The sequence below is a fragment of the Hwanghaeella sp. LZ110 genome, from assembly GCF_048892525.1.
Lineage (GTDB): Bacteria > Pseudomonadota > Alphaproteobacteria > UBA8366 > Aestuariispiraceae > Pacificispira.
The window spans coordinates 181,568-200,377 of the sequence record NZ_JBLZHT010000005.1 but is presented as its reverse complement, the minus strand read 5'-3'; the positions used below and the strand labels follow the sequence as shown (position 1 = coordinate 200,377).

Below are 18,810 nucleotides of genomic sequence, written 5' to 3'. Positions count from 1 at the left end.
ATTAGCTAATATTATTCTGCATTGCGACGTGCTGTACCATGCCCTGGCGATAATTTCGAGAGTCAAGCGCCCCTTGGGCCCTATTCAAATCACCGCATGACAAACGGGTTGGACATGGGCGCGTCGGAGATGTTGATCCAGGTTGTACGCGTACGGGTATAATCCAGGATGGACTCCCTACCGGCCTCTCGACCATAGCCGGATTGGTTGAAGCCGCCAAACGGTGCGATGGGGGATATGGCGCGGTAGGTGTTGACCCAGCAGATCCCGGCCCGCAGGCGCGATGACACCCGGTGCGCGCGGGCCAGGGAATGCGTGAAAATACCAGACCCCAGGCCATAATCACTATCGTTTGCCAAGGCGATGGCCTCTTCTTCCGTATCGAAGGGGATCAGGGTCATGACAGGCCCGAACATTTCCACCGTCAGGGTTTCCAGGTCGGGCTGGTCATGGGTGACCAGTGTGGGCATAAAATAATTGCCGTCGGTCCCGGCCTTGCGCATGCCGCCAAACCGAATTTTCCCTCCCTGGTCCGTGACCTTTTGAAGGGTTTCCTCAATGCGGGTGATCTGGGTCGTGGTGCATAAGGGGCCAATATGTGTCTTGGGGTCCTGCGGGTCGCCCACAATCAGGTCCTGGCACTTCTGCTGCACCAGGGCAGCGACTTTTTCATAGAGCGAGCGGTGAACATAGCCCCGTGATCCGGCCACACAGGATTGTCCTGAGGCCCCGAAATTGCCTGCGATTAAGCCATTGGCGGCGCTGTCGGGGTCTGCATCTTCAAAGACCAGGATAGGGGATTTCCCGCCCAGTTCCAGGGTTGTGACCGCGAAATTCTCTGCGGAATTGCGCACCACATGGCGCGCGGTTTCAGGGCCGCCAGTAAAGGCGATGCGGTCCACCTTTGGATGCCGGGTCAAGGGGATGGCACAACCTTGTGCATCCCCGGTGACGACGGAAACGACCCCTGCGGGGAAGCCTGCCTGTTCGATCAATTTGGCAAAATGCAGCATGGGGGCTGGGGCGATTTCTGATGCCTTCAACACGATGGCACACCCTGCCGCCAAAGCGGGGCCCAGCTTTGTTGCCGTCAGGAACATCTGCGCATTCCAGGGGACGATGGCCGCGACGACGCCGATGGGCGCGCGCTGGGTATAGACATGCATATCTGGCTTATCGATGGGCAGAACCGCGCCTTCGATCTTGTTGGCCAGGCCTGCAAAGTAGCGGTAGTAATCGGCGACATAGCGGGTCTGCCCGACGGTTTCCGTCGCCAGCTTCCCGCTGTCGGTGGTCTCCAACCGGCCCAGCTCTTCCGCGTTTTCTTCAATCAAGGTCGCCAGACGGTACAGCAGCTTGCCCCGCTGGGTCTGGGTCATGTCCCGCCAGGCGGGATCATCCAGAACCCGGACTGCGGCGGCGATGGCGCGATCGATATCCTGCGGCGCGGCGCAGGCGAAGGTGGACCAGACCTGCCCCGTTGCAGGGTTGTGGCTGTCCATCACTTGCCCGGATGCGCCCTCGCACCAGGTGCCGTCGATGAACATTTGAAAGTGGGGGAGGTTGGTCATGGCAATTCCTTTAGCTGAAGGCGGGCATTACTTCATCAATGAAACGGGACAGGGAGGCGCGTTTCCGCTCTGTCGTCATGCCGCTGTCGATCCAGAAGGAGAATTCGTCATAGCCCAGATCCTCGATGCGTTTCAGGCGATCAATCACCTCCTGTGCCGTTCCCATGGTCAGGTCGCGACGCATATTTTCCGGGGCCATCATGGCATTGCCCGCAATTTCTGACTCGTCCAGCGTTTCGATCAAGCCTTGGGAGACCGGCTTTTTATTCTGGAACCAGGCCCCAAAATAGCAATAGAAACGGCTGAAGATATTGGCGGCCTCTTGGGCGTCGTCTTCATCCGCCGCAACATAGGTATGGTGCAGCAACATGACCTTGGGTCTGGGACCGGAATGGGTGGCACAGGCAGCATTGAAGCGCTGCATCAGGCTTTCGATTTCCTCTGACCCCTGCCACAGCGGCGTGACCTGAACATTAAAGCCATTATGCACGGCGAATTCATGGCTGTTAGGATCGCGGGCCGCAACCCAGATGGGCGGTCCCTTTGGCTGTAAAGGTTTGGGTGAAGCGGTCGTACTGGGGAATTGAAAAAACTCCCCCTCATGGGCGCAATCCCCGGCCCATAGTTTCGGCAGCAGGGGGGCGATTTCCCTGAGTCGCTGGCCCGCCTGCCAGGCATCCAGGCCAGGATGCAGGCGTTCATATTCATAACTATAGGCCCCGCGCGCGATCCCCAGCTCCAGGCGTCCACCGGTGACCAGATCGGTCATCGCGGCCTCTCCCGCCAGTTTGATCGGGTGCCAGAATGGCGCCACAACGGTGCCGGTTCCAAGGCGCAGGTTTTTCGTGTGGCGCGCGACATCGGTCAGCGTGATGAAGGGGTTGGGGGCAATGGTGAATTCCATCCCGTGATGCTCCCCGGTCCAGATCGCGCGCATCCCGCCGTCATCGGCCATCTGGCATAAATCCAGGAATTCCTGATACAGAACATCATGGGGTTGGTCTGCGGTCAGCCGTTCCATATGGGCAAATAATGAAAATTCCATACTCAACTTCCTTTTTGAACGGGATGGACGGGATGCAGGTCGCCATATTCATCATCCCCGACATACAGCCCGAATTGCTGGTTCTGACTTTCCAGAATGTATCTCTCGATGATGGTCCGCTCTGCCATGGGGCCGGTCAGCGCCTGTGGTACGCTGCCCAAAGGCAGGAATCTGCCCAGATTGGCGACTTCTACAGAAGGGGCGGTGCCACGATAGAAGGTGTAGCTGCGATCCGCTTTGGTATCGGTATAGATTGAATAGACAGCACCGATTTCGATGCCTGTTCCATCAAGCGCATGGGTCAGGGTATCCAGGGCACTTGTGCGGGCGGGCACCCGGAAATGGGGTAAACGCAGCCCGGTTTCTGTGGGGGTCAGCAGAAGCTGGTCCCCGTAAGAAATGATACCACCGACAAAGCGTTTCTCCATTTCCGTTGCGACGCCGGTTTGGGCCTTGTGCTCCAGGCTGCGGCTGAAATATCCACCACTGGCATAGCCCAGTCCCGGCTTGTCATTGCTATCGAAATCCAGAACCTCCCCGATCAGAATATCGTGGTCGCCCGCCTCCACGCGATTATGGACGCGGCAGGAAAACTGTGCGGTTGCACCCTCAATCAACGGGCTGCCCCATGCGTCTTGCGCCCAATTCACCTGGCCAAAGCGATCTTCTGTGCGACTGGCAAACAGGGTGGAAATTGCGGCTTGATCATCGGCCAGTATGTTCACGGCAAATCGGGTGCAGGTGTGAAACAGGTCATAGCTGCTCAAACGCTTTGCAGGACACACCAGCAACAAGGGTGGATCCAGGGAGACCGAGGTGAAGGAATTTGCCGTGAAGCCGACGGGAACGCTGTCGGGGCTCATCGCTGTGACAACGGTGACGCCTGTCATATAGCTGCCAAAGGCAGTGCGCAGGGAAATCGGGTCCAGGGTCATGGTCACGCATCCCCTCCGGCCATTGCGAAATACTCTGCCAGGATTTTTGCGATCATCGCGGCATGGGTCATCGGGGCCATATGGGCAGCCCCGCTAATGATATGGGCGCGACCATTTGGGATGATCCGGGCCAGAGCCTCAGACATTGCCGGGGTGGAATTCGGGTCACCGGATGCGGTCAACAGCAGCGCTGGACAGGCAATCTGCTCCAAAGCCGTATCATCTGGCCCATCCGAAAAGGCAAAGGCATGATAGGCCGCCGCATATCCAGGCAGGGACCCATGGATTAGCCAGTCCCGGCAGGCATCATTTGCGGCTTGATTGGCCGGGGCTGGTGGATTGCCGAACCAGCGTGTCAGCGTCGGCTGTGGGTCCGCATCCTGACCGGACTGTGCCTGGGCCAGGGATGTCGCGCGGGCGCGGACCGCCTGCGCAGAAGCCGGACTGCGTCGATAGATGCTGTTCAGGGCTGCGACTGCCTTTACAGCTTCGGGATACCGCGTAGCCAGGTCCAGCGATATCAGTGCCCCCAAGGAATGCCCTGCAACACAAACGGGCCCAGGAAGCTCCTGCAGGCTGGAAGCGATTTGATCGGTATAGTCTGAAACTGTTGGATCAGCCTTATCGATCATAGGGCTGTCGCCATGTCCCGGTAAATCCAGGGCATAGACAGTGTGTTGTGTTGCCAGGCCCGGCAGAATACCGCCCCAGCTTTCGGCGCGCAGGCCAACCCCGTGGATCAGGATAACGGCAGGTCCCGATCCGCGCTGGTGCCAGGCCAGGCCAGTGGCGCTATTTGACCGCGGCAGGGTTGTCCAGGTCATGTCCCAGATCCTTTAAGTCCTGATAGCGATCCCCAATGCGATGATGGGGCCGTCCCCCGCTGGCACCGCCCAGCACGACGACAATCTCATCGGCACGGGGCGCATCGGGAATGGCGAATTGGATTGTCAGATAATGGGACCGGCGGCCCGCATCATTCTTGTCCATCAAGGGCACACTGATTGGGGCATTCGCACCGCCGCGCGTATTGGTGAAGGACAGGTAGGATTTCGCCCCGACCGCCTCTCGGTAATGATTGCCAAATCGCAATGTGTGGATAAGGCCCGATGCGTGTTCGATCTCTCCATCCAGCCCCACGACGGCGGCCTTGCCATAGGCTTCAACAGCGTCGCCGCCGCCTGCCATGGCCAGAATGCGTTCGGTCAGCATGGTCCCCAGGATCGGCCCATAGGCCTGTATTTCCGGTTTCAGGTCCTCAACATATCGACCAGCCCAGGGGTTGCGCACAACGGCTGCAACCGCATACAGCCGCCAGGGCGTCTCGGTGGCCTTGAACCCTTCGATCAGTGTTTCTTCCTCGAAGGTCACTATTTTGCGAATTTCCGGCTTCATTCTGTCTATCCCTTTATTGTTATCGGCGAGTGTCCGACCCTGGGCTGAATTTGACAAATGATGCTTTTGACGTCATAGACATTAGTATCATTAATGGTTAGGTTTATGCTGATGGCACGCGCATTGCCGCCTGTGGCTTGGTTCAGGGCTTTTGAAAGTGCCGCCCGCCATTTGAGCTTCACGGCGGCTGCGGAGGAATTGGGGCTGACCCAATCGGCCATCAGTCAGAATGTGCGGTCTTTGGAAGTTCGGTTCTCCACAATCCTGTTTGAACGCAAACCCCGTGGATTGGCGCTGACCGATGCCGGGCGCAGGCTGTTGCCCGATGTGACGGCCGCCATGGGCAGCCTGAGCAATGCCGCGGGTATATTTGAGGGCGCATCGGAGTCCGGTCTGTTGACTGTCGCGGCCAGTGTCAGCTTCGCGCAATGGTATTTCGTGCCCGGACTGGCGCGCCTAATGGACCCCAATCCTACCCTGTCCCTGCGTGTGATCACTACCGTGTGGCCTGATGAGTTCAGTCGGTCTTCAGCGGATGTGGAAGTGCGTTTTGGAACCGAGTCCCATATGGGGAAGGGGGCTGAACGGTTGGGACCGGATGAATTGATCGTTGTCGCTGCGCCGCATCTGGTCGCCCGCACGGGCCGTCCTGTTATGTCCACAGAGGCGTTGCGCCAGCAGCGATTGATACAGGCTGTTGGGACCAGCGATAACTGGAAGCGCTGGGCCCAGCATTGTCGTATATCCACCCTGCCGGAGCCGGATTTGATGGCCGATTCCCACGGTCTGGTTATTGATTTTGCCCGTGCTGGCCTGGGTGTTGGCGTGACCAGCGCGCTGTTGGCTGCCCCCAGCCTGGCCGCCGGGGATTTGGTGCAGGCCCACGCGATGACGGCCCCCACCAAAGACGGTTATTTTCTGGCAATAAATCCACGGGCCAATCCGTCAGATGTTGACCTGTTCACAACCTGGTTGCAGTTGGAAACGAGCCGTGCAACGGCAATGGCTGACGCAAAAAGACAGCATTTCGGATCATAAACCAGGCTTTCCCGTTTGATCCAGATATCGATCGCGTTACTGTGCGGGAGGGGATTTTTCGTGATATGTCTTGTGCAATAAGCTGCTTTGGGAATTGGAAATTCTTTGTCCGATAGAAAAAATGCAAAAATTCTGATCGTGGGTGCGGGAATCGCGGGGCTTACCGCTGCGATCATTTTGGGGAAATCTGGAATCGCCGTGACGGTGGTAGAGCGTGATGCGGAAATGCGTGGCGGTGGATTTCTGGTATCCTTGTCCGATGCCGCCTATCAGGTCGCCCAAGAGCTGGGCATTCTGACACCGCTTCAGCAAATGGTGCACCGGATCGAACGGTCCAGTTATCATGATCGAACCGGTACGCGGTTATTGGCATTGGAATATGATAGGCTTTTCGGGCAGGTCGCGGTCATTCAGCCCATGCGCAATGATGTCGCGCAGTGCCTGTCAGATATAGCGACGGCCCATGCTGACATCCAATTGAACGCATCTATTGTGGCCCTGTCTCAAGACGGCGAGGGGGTTGATGTCACTTTCAGCGATGGCCGTCAGGATCGCTTTACGGCGGTCATCGGTGCGGATGGGGTGCACTCCATTACACGCAAACTGGCCTTTGCGCCTTCGGATATTCGCAATCACGATCTGGGTCTGTTCTGCGCTGCCTATCGCTGTGACAATCGTCTGAATCTAAATAGAGAATTCCGCACATATATGGAGCGCCACCGGTATATGGCGACGTTTTCCACCGCACCAGATCAGATCGGATGTGTCTTCGTTTGGGCGGAAAGGGCTCAGGCCCCGCCTGCCGACGGGCCGGGCCGGGCATCTCTGTTAAAAAATGCGTTCCAGGACAGTTCGCCGCAATCGCAGGCCGCCTTGGAACACTGCCCACAGGATCGCGCCTTTTATATGGATCGGCTCAGCCAGATCGAATTGACAAATTGGTATCAGGGCAGGGTTTCCCTGGTTGGGGATGCAGCCCATTGCCTGACCCTGTTTTCTGGTCGGGGGGCGGCGGCGGCGATGGTTGGTGCCGCTCATTTGGCAAAGGAATTGGTTATTCATATCCATGATCCAATGCAAGCCTTCGCCTCCTATCAGGGGGCTCAGAAGTCGAAAATAGATGCGATGCAAAAGGCTACGCGGGATGCCGTGAAATGGTATGTGCCGCAAAGGGGGACGATTGAGTTCGCCCGCAATAATGCCATGCGTTGGCTTCCCCGGCTCGTTTTTGAAAATTATTTTCAAGCCAAGTACACGACGGTTTAGGGATGTCGAAAGATTCTTGCCTAACCATCACGCTGGATATTGAAGATCATCGTGGCGATGCCCCTGGTCCAAAGCGTCATGCGGTCTGCACGCGTGAGCTGCTGGACCTGCTGGCACGGTATAGAGTGCAGGGAACGTTTTTCGTAGTCGGAGATTTGATTGAGACCGATGCGGACTTGTTGCGGCAAATCTCAGAAGCTGGTCATGAAATTGGCCTGCACTCCTTCAATCACAAACCGTTAAGGGCTCATACTCTGACGGAGTTTCAGGAGCAGACCCACCGCGCAAAGGCCCGGCTGGAGGATTGTATTTCTGCTGCGGTCATTGGGTATCGCGCGCCCAGTTTTTCGCTGACAGCCCAGACACACTGGGTGACCGATATTCTGCCCCAATTGGGGTTTGGGTATTCGTCCAGCACATTGCCTGCCGGAAGCCCGCTTTATGGCTATCCGGGCCTGCCAAAGACACCGTTTAGATGGCCGTCGGGTTTGCTGGAACTGCCATCCCCGATCACGAAAGTGGGGCCGCTGACTGTGCCCTTTCTGGGGGGCATTTATTTTCGATATCTGCCACGATCTCTAATTCGGCGTGCCTTGCGCGATAGGCAGGATCAAACGGCTTTGTGGAGCTATCTGCACCCCTATGACATCGACGCTGCGGAACCGTTCTGTCGCCCGCATGGTGCGCCCCTATGGATGAGCATATTGTTATGGGCCAACCGTCGGCCCGCATTGGCGAAGCTGGAATGGCTTTTGGAAGGAGGCGCTGGCCTGCCCGTTGGCAACCCTTTAGGGGTGCGATTGGCGGCGGGTGAGTTTGAAGCGGCCCCGCCTCTGCCGCTTAATCCTTGCACGGAACAGCCTGTATCAAACCACCTGTCTTGATACCCAGGGACCCAATCGATTGGCAATCAGGGCGGGCAGCATTTTCCATGCGGCGACAATGGGTTTCAGGCGGGGATTGTCCGGGCGCATATCGGGCGGCTGGGTGGCGCGGATCAAGGCTACGCGGTAGGTCAGGGGGGTCGGCTCAAACCCGAAGTTCCTTTTGAAATCGAAGGCCCCGGTTCCTGTGATGCTGCGGCCAAAATCAAATCCATGATCCTCGCGCTGCACTGCGCGTTCCATGGCTGCGGCATACAGGACTGGAAAGGCGGACAGCGCCATTGCCTTGTTGGTGCCACCCGCGTGATAGGGCATGGCCCAACCCTTATGGCGCAAGGACAGAAGACTGGCGATTGCCTCATCATTTTGTGTGACAGTCAGGATTTCGCAATCCTCACCAAATTCCCGCATCAGCCCTTCTGCATAGCGCCTCGGGAAAACGGGGCTGCCCAGGCGATGGACGCTTGTCGCGTAAATCGGATAGAAACGATCTAGTGTTGTATCAACCTCAACGGTCAGGCCCAGCTTCTCGCCTTTCCGAACCTCAGCGCGTTGTTTGCGGGGGATGCTGCCCAGAACCTCGCAGGTCTGACGCGGCAGCGTCTTTCGGAAGGTGGCATAGTGGGACAGGCTGTGCCACTCACCAACACTACCGGCTCCCCGAATTTCCAGATAGGCGACCCCTGCTTGCGCGGCAATGGCGCGGGCTTGTTCCTCCAAAGCCGATTGCACCATTACATCCTTGGCCAAAGCGCCCCCGTAAACGGCTTGTGGTGCTGAAATCAGGACGCGCCCGCCCAGTGGCTGACGAACCAGATACAAGGGCAGAATACCGGCGATGTCTCCATCCTGTGTGGCGATCAGACTTTTGTTTGGAAAGCCGTATCCATGACGCAGCACGCGATGCCAGGCGCTTGTGTGAAAGGGGGTGCTGTCTGGGTGATCCCTGACAAAGGCATCCCAGGCGTCAGTGGGACAGGTTTCGATTGCTTCAATCTTCACACCCCCCTCCGTTTTTCCAACAACAGAAAATTGGATGCGCCAAGGATATCCGATAGTGGATTTTCTGATTTCAGGATTTTCGGACGCTGTTGTGTTCCAAGAGAAAAGGGAAGCGTCACGCCCGACCGTTTGACGTCAAATCCCACCCGTTCTGCCTGGTCAATGATCTGGGCCAGGGGGTGGCGTATCTGCGGAAATTGCGGCAGGCCGCGCAGATGATCCAATCGAGACAGGATTGCATGGGCTGTTTTATGCAACAGGCTGTCTGCATGACGCCATAACAACACAAACCGACCGCCCGGCTTCAGGCACCGATGTATTTCCATCAGGAAGGGACGGCGGGCACTTTCCTGTTGTTGATTCAGGAACTGACAGTTGACCATCTGGAACACACTGTCATTGGCGAAGGGCAGGTTAAAGGCATCCCCTCGCAGTATCGCAACGCCATTCTGGCGGGCGTCGTCACAGGCCTGCTGATTATAGTCCACGCCAAATACCAGCCTTTCCGATGCGCCGGGCCATGGGGTCAGCATCAGGCCGGATCCGCAGGCGATGTCGATCACGGGTGCCCGTGTCAGATCTGACGGCAGAGTCATGATATCCTGGGACAAGGCCTGAAAGACGATCAGTTGTTCCCGGCGGAAAAAGCCTGTGCTGCGATATCCATTCGCCCCCGGATTTTGTCCCCCGAACCGGGCCCGCATGGATTGATACAGGCCATCTACGTCCCGGTCCGCGTGAAAGGAGGGCTTATCGTTGGAAGGGTGTGACGTCATGGGGCTAACTTCGGGGTAAGGATGTTGGGGGAACCTTGCGCAGCACGACCAGACCGACCCAGGTCAGGCCACCATAAAGCACAGGTAACAGCAGTAAAACCACCCGGGCAACCACGCTTATGGCAGCAGCAGATGCCACTGGAACACCAATTAATGTCAGCAAGGCGGCCAGGCCAATTTCGCTCAACCCAATACTGCCAAGGGTGGGGATGGGGACCGCCAACAGGAAATTATAGAACACCGCGACCACCCACAGAACCGGGGCGTCCCGTTCAATGCCAAAGGCAGCGATCAGGGCCCATAGACCAAGAATATTCGCTAACCATTTCCCAAGTGTTGTCAGCACCGCGCCGCGCTGGTTCATCTGTGGGTAATGATGGCGTGACCAGGATCTGGCTTGCAGTAACATCTGAAAAACGCGCTGCAATCGCCCCCGGAACAGGCACGCCCTGTGAGCAAAGGCAAGGATCGGTGTCAGCAGGACGTCAGGGCGCATCAACAGGATCCAGGAAAGGGCCAGGACCAGCAATGCGCCCCCGATCAGCGCGGCCCCGAAAGCAGATACTATCATTGATCCCAGCGTAGAATACAGCACGGCAATGCCAGCGACCGGCAGCACCAGACCTGCGAGGACGGCCAGATCAAACAGTCGTTGAGAGAATATCGCCATTGCCGCATGTCCACCGCGCATGTTCAGAATGCGGTGCATCAGGATAGCACCGGCAACTTCACCCAATCGTGCGGGTAACAGGGCAATCGCCAGCACATACCAAGCATTCACGCGAAATGCGGCCTCGATAGGGGGCATGACGCGCCTTGGAATGGAGGCAAACAGATGCAATCGAAGACTGGCAAAGACCCCTTCCAAGCATAGAAGTGCGATACTCAGGGCGATCAGTGTCGTGCTGCATTGCGCCAGCGTATCTTGCAGCACATCCAGGTCGACCTGTCGAAGAACCAGCGCCAGCAGGAATGCGCTGCCCAGTGTGGCCAGGATCCAGGCCCCGCGGTTCTGGCGCAAACCTACCTGGAAATCAGGGCGCATCGGGCGCTTTCGGAAGTTTGGGGTGCAGGGCGGTTCGGGGTTGGCTGGCAATATCGAAATTCAGGGCGGATAAGAGCAGGTTCAGTCCAATAACGATGGGGAGTGCCGCGATCATGACGGTCCCTGCGGTTGCGGCAACGCCCTGGCTGGTGGCATTTACCCAACTGAGAACACCGAAAATAACGCCAAAAAGCATTAAAATCGGTCCCAGAACCCATTCCAGGGAGGCCACTGAAAAATCACGCAGAAAGTAATTGTAGAAAATGCGTCTGAAAAAGTTGCTGGTATGACGCGACAATAGGGGCCAGATCATTCTGCTTGGGACAAGATGGCTTTGTTCATCGCCATAAATTGACATGTGGGGAATATCGACCACGACGGCCCTCAGGGTGCCCAAGCGATATAGCATCTCTGTTTCAAACAGATAGGATCTGTCCAGTTTTTCCATCGGCATCAATTGCAATAGGGAACTGTGAATTGCGCAATATCCGTTGGTCGGGTCAAAAATATGCCAATATCCAGATGAAAACTTGTTCAGAAAGGAAAGCACGGCATTCCCGATAAGGCGCCCTGCGGGCATGGCGCGAACGGAGTCGGGTTGGAAGAATCGGTTCCCTTTGGTGTAGTCCGCCAGCCCCAGTTGAATTGGTTCTATAAAGCGGGGAATCAGGGTCGGATCCATTTGTCCGTCGCCGTCAATCTTGACGATAATTCTTGCCCCATCTGCCATAGCCTGCCGATACCCGGTAAGGGTCGCTGCCCCAACGCCCTGGTTGTCTTCGTGACGCAGTACTGTAATCCGTGGGTCCGTCGCAGTGCGTTCCACATATTCACCGGTCTTGTCCGGACAGCCGTCATCAATGCAATAGATCTGATCAACACAGGCTGGCACTGCCGATAGGACATCGGCAATCAACCTTGTTTCCCGATAACAGGGGATAACAACGGCAATTTTGTCGGCGTTTCCCTTTGCACTGTTAATATCTTGTGCTGTCCCGGATTTTGGTGCCATCGGTCTCCTTCAGTCCTGGTTGATTGCCGTTGAAGTAGGCGCACGGTTTACTCGATCCCAGATATAAAACCCTGCATAGGCGAAAAGTGCAGCATAAATGATGACGAGACTGTAATTATAGCGGGGAATGTTTATCGAAATGCCGGCATGGAAGCCGGCCATCAGGAAAAAAGGTGATGCTAATATCAAGAAGTTTTTGGCGCGCCCCTGTCGCCACAGCCCGGTCACAACGGGGATGAGTAACAATATCGCCGCCAACCCAACATATTTCGCCACCCATAGGCCACGCAAGAAGATCGGTATTGTGGTTGCAATATGGGTCAGGGGATGGGCCAGAATCCAATCCTTGATCAGGACCCCGGTCAGCCCCTGTGGCCCACCTGCGCGGGACAGTGCTTCGGCCATCAGGGCGGTGTTCCCGATCTGGTAAAATCCGTTCTGTGTAGAAAAATCAAGGCGTTGATAGGCTTCAATTGGAAATAGGGATGCCGCTAGGCTGTCCCCAAAATCCGGCAGCCAATAGATCAAAGCCGCGCCCCATTCCACAGGCGTCATGGCGTTATAGGCAACGCGCTGAGCCAGGGTAATACCCCCGTAACTGCCCGTGAAGGATAAGCTGTCCACAATCAGAACATTGCGCAGGATCCAGAGCGTAAGCACGATAGTGAAACCGATCAGCATGGCAATCGACCCCCGCACACTGCGCGTTGCGAACAGCACAACCGGAATCATCATGAAGACCAGATAGAAAGTGCTGGGTCGGATCAGAGCCCCCAGCCCAATCACAGCCCCAACGGCCAACCACGATTGTGCGCCCTTTGATCGCAATGCGGTGACCAGGCAACCCGCAAGGACCATAAAGGCGGCAAGGGACAGGCCATCGGGCAGAATACTGGTTGCCAGCCGCGCCTGCAGCCCGACGGCCAGCAGGCAGACCAGCGCGGTATAGGCAAAAGCCGGGCGTGGATTTAGATGGCGATACGCATTAAACGTAAATAGCGTTGCACCGGCCAGCAAAACAGCCTGAATTAAAATCAAACTCAGTGGGATGGTGGCCATGCAATCACCGATCGGACCGACGGCACACCGCATTTGTTTGCGCATTTCAGGATCAAAAACAGCAATCGCCGCCAACAAAGCTGGATAGGCAGGGACGATATAGTTATCAGGTTGCGGCACTTCGCCAGACTGCCCCGTCCCCCGTGCTGTGGCGGAGGTGAAAACGCCAAATTCATACAGATCATGGGCCAGAACCAGATAAAATCGCTCATCTACCTGGCGGGGTTCAGGCTTCTGCCACAGCAATTGAATCGCAATAATCCCAAAACACAAAAAAGCCGCTATCGTGACTGGGGGAAACAGGTTTTTCATTAATACCCTATAAAAAGACGGGGCCCAGTTGGATGGAATCAAAAATTAAAGTTTGGTCCATAGCGTAATCGATATCACGATAATACCCTGATTCTTTTTAACAGATGAATATGAACGCACCTAACTGATTGCGATAAAAAATGTGCCGCAACAATTCATGAATTTTGTATACGATATTTCGATTAATAAAGAATCTTATGAATTATGTGAATGCATGTATCAATAAGACCATTTGCCCCCTGGTGGACGCTCTGGGATATGGCGATCAGGATCATCCTTAAAAGTTTTTCCGCATACCTGCTTTTTTGCAGATAATACGAATGTTCGAATGAATGTTCATTTGAACGTCACACAATCATGACGTGGTTGTCATACCTGTCGGGTACCTCTTCTCGCATTGAACAGTCATTGACGATGCCAATGACGGCTGGCGGGGGTGTGTATGTATGTGACGACGGAGCGTCAGGCGGAGATTGCGGAGCGGGTTCGCCAGAGTGGTTTTCAGTCCGTCACGGACCTTGCCCAGCATTTTGGTGTCACAACCCAGACCATCCGTCGGGATATCAATGAACTGAGTGAAGCCGGTGCATTGCGTCGACGCCACGGCGGCGTGGAATTGCCCATTCCGACAGATAATATCGGCTTTGAAGAACGCCAGACCCTGAACTTCGCGGCCAAACAGCAGATTGCGCGCGTCGTTAAATCCCATATTTCGCATGGGGCCAGTATCGCGATCAGCATTGGCACCACGCCCGCATTAACGGTGCATCAACTGTCAGATTTGCGCGGTCTGACCATCGTCACCAACAATCTGATGGCGGCCCTGAATGCGTGCTCCTTGCCCGCTGTTGAGGTTCATGTTCCAGGCGGTGCCGTGCGCCCGGAAGCACGCGATATTCTGGGGCCGGAAGTCGAGGCTTTTTTTGAAAGCTTCAAGGTGGATATCGGCCTTTATGGTGTCGGAGGCGTTGATGATCAGGGCGAGCTTCTGGACTTCAGCCGGGATGAAGTTCAGGTACGCGAAATCATTCGCCGCAATTGCCGTCGGTCTTTTCTGGTCCTGGATGCCAGCAAATTCGGTCGTGCCGCCCATGTTCGGGGTGGCTGGATCAGCGATGCCGATGTTGTGTTTTGTGATCGGGATCCCCCCGCACAAATTCGCCAGGCGATAGAGGCGGCCGGCCATGAAGTGGTGCTGTGTTCAGAGGGCGGCGCGCCATGACCGCCATAACCCAAAATGCCGCGATTGAAGTGCGGGACTTACGCAAGGCCTGGGGCGATCAGGCGGCGGTTGATGATATCAGCTTTACCGCGCCAGCCGGGGAATTCACGGTGCTGTTGGGACCCTCTGGCTGTGGGAAATCAACCACATTGCGGCTGATTGCAGGGCTGGAAGATGCGACATCCGGCACTGTGATGATTGGCGGCGAAACGGTCACGAATAAAGCCCCGAATGAACGCCAGATCGCGATGGTGTTCCAGTCCTATGCCCTGTTTCCCCATCTGAATGTCGCTGAAAACATCCTTTTTGGCCTGAAAGTGCGCCGCGTTCCTGCCGCAGAACGGGCGGAACGATTGCAGCGCACGGCGGCCCTGTTGGGATTGGACACATTATTGGACCGCCGCCCCAGTCAGATATCGGGTGGCCAGCAACAGCGTGTGGCCCTGGGGCGCGCGATCATTGCAGAAAAACCAATCTGCCTGATGGACGAACCGCTGTCCAATCTGGACGCCAAACTTCGCCATGAAATGCGGATCGAGTTGAAATCGCTTCAACGTAAGCTGGGTATCACGATGGTTTATGTCACCCATGATCAGGTGGAAGCCATCGCAATGGCGGATCGCATCGTGGTCTTGAACGGGGGGCGGATAGAACAATGTGCCGATCCTCGCAGCCTTTATGATTGCCCAGCTAGTGTTTTCGTTGCGCGTTTCATTGGCACGCCCCCGATGAATATTCTGACCCTTGCGCCTTGTCCGGGCGGCTTGGCGATCGCCGGGGATGCAACCGCCCTGGTCACGAGTGATGTGAAGGGGGCGTCTTTTTACCAATTGGGCGTCCGCCCGGAAGACATTTCCATTTCTGAAACCGGCGGCGTGTCGGCAACGGTAGAACAGGTCGAATATTTGGGGTCTGACCTGCTGGTCGATTGTCGTATCGCCGGGCAGCCGTTGGTGATGCGTGCCTCAACCCAGGATGCGGTGCGACCGGGAGAGTCGGTGCACCTCACCTGGCCAAAACAGCGCCAACACCTGTTCAACGGGGATACCAGTGCGCGCATCGACGCGCATGAGGGCATTTCCCTATCAACATCCACGGAAACCGGAGTTTCCGATCCGTGACACAAGAGGGCCACGCCATATGGGCACAAGGCCCCTTCCTCCATTCAAGTTCTCTAACCAGGAGTAAGTTGACATGACCTTTCTTAAGACAATGACAACGACGTTAAGTGCCGCCGCACTGTTGGCGTCGACGGCGGGATCAGCCCTGGCGGTTGATCTTCAGTTTTTCTTTCCCGTCGCCGTCGGGGGTAAAGCCGCTGACACGATTCAGGCCTTGACCGACGAATATGCCGCCGCCCATCCCGATGTTAAAATCGACGCGGTTTATGCCGGCAGCTATCAGGACACGATCACCAAGACCCTGACGGCGGCAAAGGGCGGCACCCCGCCCCAGCTTTCCGTGATTCTGTCGGTGGATATGTTCACCCTGATCGAAGAAGACGCGATCATCCCCTTCGATGGTCTGGCAAAGACCGATGAAGACAAGGCCTGGTTGACCTCTTTCTATCCGGCTTTCATGGATAACAGCATGACCGGTGGCAAGACCTATGGCATTCCGTTCCAGCGCTCCACCCCTGTGTTGTATTGGAACAAGGAAGCTTTTAAGGAAGCCGGTCTGGACCCCAATACGCCGCCGGCCACCTGGGAAGAAATGGTCGAATTCGGTAAGAAGCTGACCAAGACCGACAGTAATGGCAATGTTACCCAGTGGGGTGTGCGGATCCCAAGCTCCGGTTTCCCCTATTGGCTGTTCCAGGGTCTGACGACTCAGAATGATGTGATCCTGGCCAATGATGCCGGTAACAAGACCAATTTCGATGATCCGAAAGTGGTCGAGGCCCTGCAGTTCCTGGTCGATCTGTCGGTGAAACACAAGGTCATGCAGCCCGGTATCGTTGAATGGGGCAGCACGCCCAAGGCCTTCTTTGAAGGTCAGGCCGCGATGATCTGGACCACGACGGGCAACCTGACCAATGTTCGCGATAACGCACCGTTTGATTTTGGTGTCGCCATGCTGCCTGCCAACAAGCGTCGGGGTGCCCCGACCGGTGGCGGTAACTTCTATATCTTCAAGGACTCCACCGACGAACAAAAGGCTGCGTCCTTTGATTTCATCAAATGGATTACGGCCCCGGAACAATCGGCTAAATGGACGATTGCAACGGGCTATGTTGCCCCCCGTGCCGATACCTGGGAAACACCTGCGATGAAAGACTATGTCGCTGGTTTCCCCCAGGCGCTTGTTGCCCGGGATCAGTTGGAATACGCGGTTGCTGAATTGGCGACCTACCAGAACCAGCGCATCACGACGATCTTCAACGATGCCCTGGAAGCAGCCATCACCGGGACGAAGACCCCGGCGGATGCCTTGAAGGAAGCTCAGGCTCAGGCTGAGGCAATCCTGAAAGACTATCGCTAAGCATACCCGCTGCCGGTCGGTCCCAGGGCTGACCGGCAGCCCTTTTTTGCTGGATATCGATCATGACCCACAGACGCGAATGGATCTATGCCTGGCTGCTGCTCAGCCCTGCGCTGGTATTGCTGTTCGCGTTTACCCATATCCCCGCGATTTCCACAATATGGGACAGTTTCTTTTCTACCCCGCGCGGCATTCGCCCGTCCAAATTTGTCGGCCTGGGGAATTACGAAAAGCTGCTGATGGATGAGACTTTCTGGCAGGTTCTTTCCAACAGTATCTGGTATGCGGTTGTCACCATCCCCGTTTCGGTCGCCCTGGCCTTGCTGATGGCGATATGGGTCGATGGAAAACTGTCGGGCCGCAGCTTTGTGCGGCTCGCCTATTTTGCACCCACCGTCCTGCCGCTGATTGCGGTCGCCAATATCTGGATGTTCTTCTACACGCCGGGCTTTGGCCTGATCGATCAGATCAGTGGGGCTTTGGGGTATCCCAGCGTCAACTGGCTGGGCAATCCAGAGCTCGCGCTGGGCTCCATCATGGTGGTGTCGATCTGGAAGGAGGCGGGGTTCTTTATGATCTTTTACCTGGCCGCCCTGCAATCCATCCCGCCGGTCCTGCGCGAAGCCGCCGCCATAGAAGGGGCCAGCCGCTGGACCTTTTTCCGGCGCGTCACCTTTCCCTTGTTGATGCCAACAACGCTGTTTGTTTCGGTAAATGCCGTGATCAATTCGTTCCGTATGGTGGATCATGTGTTTGTCATGACCGAAGGCGGGCCGAATAACGCCAGTTCGCTGTTGCTGTTCTATATATACGAAACAGCCTTTAAGTTCTGGGATACCGCCTATGCTTCGACCCTGACCGTTGTGTTGCTGGTTCTGTTGTCGGTCATTGCGCTGGGTCAGTTTCTCCTCCTCGACAAGCGGGTGCATTACCGATGATGGCGACACGGTTTGATCGCTGGTTGAATACGCTGGGTGCCTGGACCTTGGCGCTGATATGGTTTCTGCCTTTGATCTATGCGGTCTGGACAGCCATTCATCCCGGTGCCTATGCAACCCGATTTGAGCTTCTCGCGCCGTTGACATTGGAGAATTTCTCCAATGCCTGGAACGCGGCCCCGTTTGCGCGGTATTTCCTGAACAGCTTTCTGCTGGTGACCTTCATCCTGATTGGGCAATTCGTGCTGTGCACGCTGGCGGCCTATGCCTTTGTGCGCTTCACCTTTCCGGGGCGGGGGATTCTGTTCGCGCTGGTCCTGCTGCAGCTTCTGGTCATGCCCGATATTCTGATTGTGGAGAATTATGCGACCATGCGGAAGCTGGGGCTGGTCGATACGATAGCTGCCATTGGCCTGCCCTATATCGCGTCGGGCTTTGGCATTTTCCTGCTGCGCCAGACCTTCAAGACCGTGCCCAAGGAATTGGAAGAAGCTGCCCGGATCGAAGGGGCCGGCCCGCTGACGGTTCTGTGGCGGGTCTATGTGCCACTGGCGAAACCAACCTATCTGGCCTATGGCCTGGTTTCGGTCAGCCACCATTGGAACAATTTCCTCTGGCCGCTAATCGTCACCAATTCGGTAGAAACACGCCCGGTAACCGTGGGCCTGTCGATCTTCTCGTCGGTCGATCAGGGCGTAGACTGGTCCATCATCAACGCCGCCACCCTGATGACCTCCGGCCCCCTGTTGATCGCCTTCCTATTGTTCCAACGCCAATTTGTCCAAAGCTTCATGCGTGCGGGAATACGGTAGGGGGAGCGATTTTTATC

The 18,810-nt window shown here is 56.3% G+C and carries 18 protein-coding genes; 8 read left to right on the top strand and 10 right to left on the bottom strand.

From position 1 onward, the window contains the following. Positions 1–89 precede the first annotated feature (89 nt). The 5 genes from ACOSDM_RS12130 to ACOSDM_RS12110 are packed head-to-tail and all read right to left on the bottom strand — an operon-like array spanning position 90 to position 4,946. Complete coding sequence (locus ACOSDM_RS12130) at positions 90–1,571, bottom strand: aldehyde dehydrogenase (protein WP_420724795.1); 1,482 nt, start codon at positions 1,569–1,571, stop codon at positions 90–92. Between the two features lie 10 nt (positions 1,572–1,581). After that, on the bottom strand, positions 1,582–2,616 hold the full coding sequence (locus ACOSDM_RS12125) for an LLM class flavin-dependent oxidoreductase (RefSeq protein ID WP_420724794.1): 1,035 nt from the start codon (positions 2,614–2,616) through the stop codon (positions 1,582–1,584). A 2-nt stretch (positions 2,617–2,618) separates the two neighbouring features. Then, entirely contained in the window at positions 2,619–3,551 is a 933-nt protein-coding gene (locus ACOSDM_RS12120; RefSeq protein WP_420724793.1) for a flavin reductase family protein, read from the bottom strand. A gap of 2 nt (positions 3,552–3,553) precedes the next feature. Further along, positions 3,554–4,375: an alpha/beta fold hydrolase gene (locus tag ACOSDM_RS12115; RefSeq protein ID WP_420724792.1), complete on the bottom strand. Its 822-nt coding sequence runs from the start codon at positions 4,373–4,375 to the stop codon at positions 3,554–3,556. Beyond that, complete coding sequence (locus ACOSDM_RS12110) at positions 4,344–4,946, bottom strand: amino acid synthesis family protein (RefSeq protein ID WP_420724791.1); 603 nt, start codon at positions 4,944–4,946, stop codon at positions 4,344–4,346. The genes ACOSDM_RS12115 and ACOSDM_RS12110 overlap by 32 nt, the downstream gene beginning before the upstream one ends. 105 nt (positions 4,947–5,051) lie before the next feature. Here ACOSDM_RS12110 and ACOSDM_RS12105 point away from each other — a divergent pair, with 105 nt between their 5' ends. The 3 genes from ACOSDM_RS12105 (at position 5,052) to ACOSDM_RS12095 (ending at position 8,134) form a co-directional block, all read left to right on the top strand. After that, positions 5,052–5,984: a LysR substrate-binding domain-containing protein gene (locus tag ACOSDM_RS12105; protein WP_420724790.1), complete on the top strand. Its 933-nt coding sequence runs from the start codon at positions 5,052–5,054 to the stop codon at positions 5,982–5,984. 105 nt (positions 5,985–6,089) lie between these two features. Continuing rightward, a complete protein-coding gene (locus ACOSDM_RS12100; protein ID WP_420724789.1) occupies positions 6,090–7,250 on the top strand; it encodes an FAD-dependent monooxygenase in 1,161 nt (386 codons plus the stop codon). Positions 7,251–7,252: 2 nt separating this feature from the next. Then, positions 7,253–8,134, top strand: coding sequence for a polysaccharide deacetylase family protein (locus tag ACOSDM_RS12095; protein WP_420724788.1), 882 nt, complete (start codon positions 7,253–7,255; stop codon positions 8,132–8,134). Here ACOSDM_RS12095 and ACOSDM_RS12090 read toward each other — a convergent pair. Genes ACOSDM_RS12090 through ACOSDM_RS12070 form a run of 5 tightly spaced genes read right to left on the bottom strand, consistent with a single transcriptional unit; the run spans position 8,117 to position 13,340 of the window. Further along, positions 8,117–9,136, bottom strand: coding sequence for a FemAB family XrtA/PEP-CTERM system-associated protein (locus tag ACOSDM_RS12090; RefSeq protein WP_420724787.1), 1,020 nt, complete (start codon positions 9,134–9,136; stop codon positions 8,117–8,119). The genes ACOSDM_RS12095 and ACOSDM_RS12090 overlap by 18 nt on opposite strands. Then, on the bottom strand, positions 9,133–9,912 hold the full coding sequence (locus ACOSDM_RS12085; RefSeq protein WP_420724786.1) for a class I SAM-dependent methyltransferase: 780 nt from the start codon (positions 9,910–9,912) through the stop codon (positions 9,133–9,135). Before ACOSDM_RS12085 ends, ACOSDM_RS12090 begins: the two co-directional genes overlap by 4 nt. Positions 9,913–9,916: 4 nt before the next feature. After that, positions 9,917–10,957, bottom strand: a complete 1,041-nt coding sequence (locus ACOSDM_RS12080) for a lysylphosphatidylglycerol synthase transmembrane domain-containing protein (protein ID WP_420724785.1) — start codon at positions 10,955–10,957, stop codon at positions 9,917–9,919. Continuing rightward, positions 10,947–11,969 (bottom strand): glycosyltransferase family 2 protein, encoded by a 1,023-nt coding sequence (locus ACOSDM_RS12075; protein WP_420724784.1) that lies wholly within the window; start codon positions 11,967–11,969, stop codon positions 10,947–10,949. Before ACOSDM_RS12075 ends, ACOSDM_RS12080 begins: the two co-directional genes overlap by 11 nt. 9 nt (positions 11,970–11,978) lie before the next feature. Then, a complete protein-coding gene (locus tag ACOSDM_RS12070) occupies positions 11,979–13,340 on the bottom strand; it encodes a glycosyltransferase family 39 protein (RefSeq protein ID WP_420724783.1) in 1,362 nt (453 codons plus the stop codon). Positions 13,341–13,782: 442 nt separating this feature from the next. Between ACOSDM_RS12070 and ACOSDM_RS12065 the strand changes: the two genes are divergently transcribed. From ACOSDM_RS12065 to ACOSDM_RS12045, 5 genes are all read left to right on the top strand, one after another. Beyond that, entirely contained in the window at positions 13,783–14,562 is a 780-nt protein-coding gene (locus ACOSDM_RS12065; RefSeq protein ID WP_420724782.1) for a DeoR/GlpR family DNA-binding transcription regulator, read from the top strand. After that, on the top strand, positions 14,559–15,683 hold the full coding sequence (locus tag ACOSDM_RS12060; protein ID WP_420724781.1) for an ABC transporter ATP-binding protein: 1,125 nt from the start codon (positions 14,559–14,561) through the stop codon (positions 15,681–15,683). Before ACOSDM_RS12065 ends, ACOSDM_RS12060 begins: the two co-directional genes overlap by 4 nt. Before the next feature lie 73 nt (positions 15,684–15,756). After that, positions 15,757–17,043, top strand: coding sequence for an ABC transporter substrate-binding protein (locus ACOSDM_RS12055; protein WP_420724780.1), 1,287 nt, complete (start codon positions 15,757–15,759; stop codon positions 17,041–17,043). A gap of 62 nt (positions 17,044–17,105) precedes the next feature. Beyond that, positions 17,106–17,981, top strand: a complete 876-nt coding sequence (locus tag ACOSDM_RS12050) for a carbohydrate ABC transporter permease (protein ID WP_420724779.1) — start codon at positions 17,106–17,108, stop codon at positions 17,979–17,981. Then, complete coding sequence (locus tag ACOSDM_RS12045; protein WP_420724778.1) at positions 17,978–18,793, top strand: carbohydrate ABC transporter permease; 816 nt, start codon at positions 17,978–17,980, stop codon at positions 18,791–18,793. The genes ACOSDM_RS12050 and ACOSDM_RS12045 overlap by 4 nt, the downstream gene beginning before the upstream one ends. Positions 18,794–18,810 lie beyond the last annotated feature (17 nt).

What these genes read in the sequence shown, in the direction of transcription:
- ACOSDM_RS12130 (WP_420724795.1), bottom strand. Translation starts at nt 1,571, where the DNA reads ATGACCAACCTCCCCCACTTTCAAATGTTCATCGACGGCACCTGGTGC.
- ACOSDM_RS12125 (WP_420724794.1), bottom strand. Translation starts at nt 2,616, where the DNA reads ATGGAATTTTCATTATTTGCCCATATGGAACGGCTGACCGCAGACCAA.
- ACOSDM_RS12120 (WP_420724793.1), bottom strand. Translation starts at nt 3,551, where the DNA reads ATGACCCTGGACCCGATTTCCCTGCGCACTGCCTTTGGCAGCTATATG.
- ACOSDM_RS12115 (WP_420724792.1), bottom strand. Translation starts at nt 4,375, where the DNA reads ATGACCTGGACAACCCTGCCGCGGTCAAATAGCGCCACTGGCCTGGCC.
- ACOSDM_RS12110 (WP_420724791.1), bottom strand. Translation starts at nt 4,946, where the DNA reads ATGAAGCCGGAAATTCGCAAAATAGTGACCTTCGAGGAAGAAACACTG.
- ACOSDM_RS12105 (WP_420724790.1), top strand. Translation starts at nt 5,052, where the DNA reads ATGCTGATGGCACGCGCATTGCCGCCTGTGGCTTGGTTCAGGGCTTTT.
- ACOSDM_RS12095 (WP_420724788.1), top strand. Translation starts at nt 7,253, where the DNA reads ATGTCGAAAGATTCTTGCCTAACCATCACGCTGGATATTGAAGATCAT.
- ACOSDM_RS12085 (WP_420724786.1), bottom strand. Translation starts at nt 9,912, where the DNA reads ATGACGTCACACCCTTCCAACGATAAGCCCTCCTTTCACGCGGACCGG.
- ACOSDM_RS12080 (WP_420724785.1), bottom strand. Translation starts at nt 10,957, where the DNA reads ATGCGCCCTGATTTCCAGGTAGGTTTGCGCCAGAACCGCGGGGCCTGG.
- ACOSDM_RS12075 (WP_420724784.1), bottom strand. Translation starts at nt 11,969, where the DNA reads ATGGCACCAAAATCCGGGACAGCACAAGATATTAACAGTGCAAAGGGA.
- ACOSDM_RS12070 (WP_420724783.1), bottom strand. Translation starts at nt 13,340, where the DNA reads ATGAAAAACCTGTTTCCCCCAGTCACGATAGCGGCTTTTTTGTGTTTT.
- ACOSDM_RS12065 (WP_420724782.1), top strand. Translation starts at nt 13,783, where the DNA reads ATGTATGTGACGACGGAGCGTCAGGCGGAGATTGCGGAGCGGGTTCGC.
- ACOSDM_RS12060 (WP_420724781.1), top strand. Translation starts at nt 14,559, where the DNA reads ATGACCGCCATAACCCAAAATGCCGCGATTGAAGTGCGGGACTTACGC.
- ACOSDM_RS12055 (WP_420724780.1), top strand. Translation starts at nt 15,757, where the DNA reads ATGACCTTTCTTAAGACAATGACAACGACGTTAAGTGCCGCCGCACTG.
- ACOSDM_RS12050 (WP_420724779.1), top strand. Translation starts at nt 17,106, where the DNA reads ATGACCCACAGACGCGAATGGATCTATGCCTGGCTGCTGCTCAGCCCT.
- ACOSDM_RS12045 (WP_420724778.1), top strand. Translation starts at nt 17,978, where the DNA reads ATGATGGCGACACGGTTTGATCGCTGGTTGAATACGCTGGGTGCCTGG.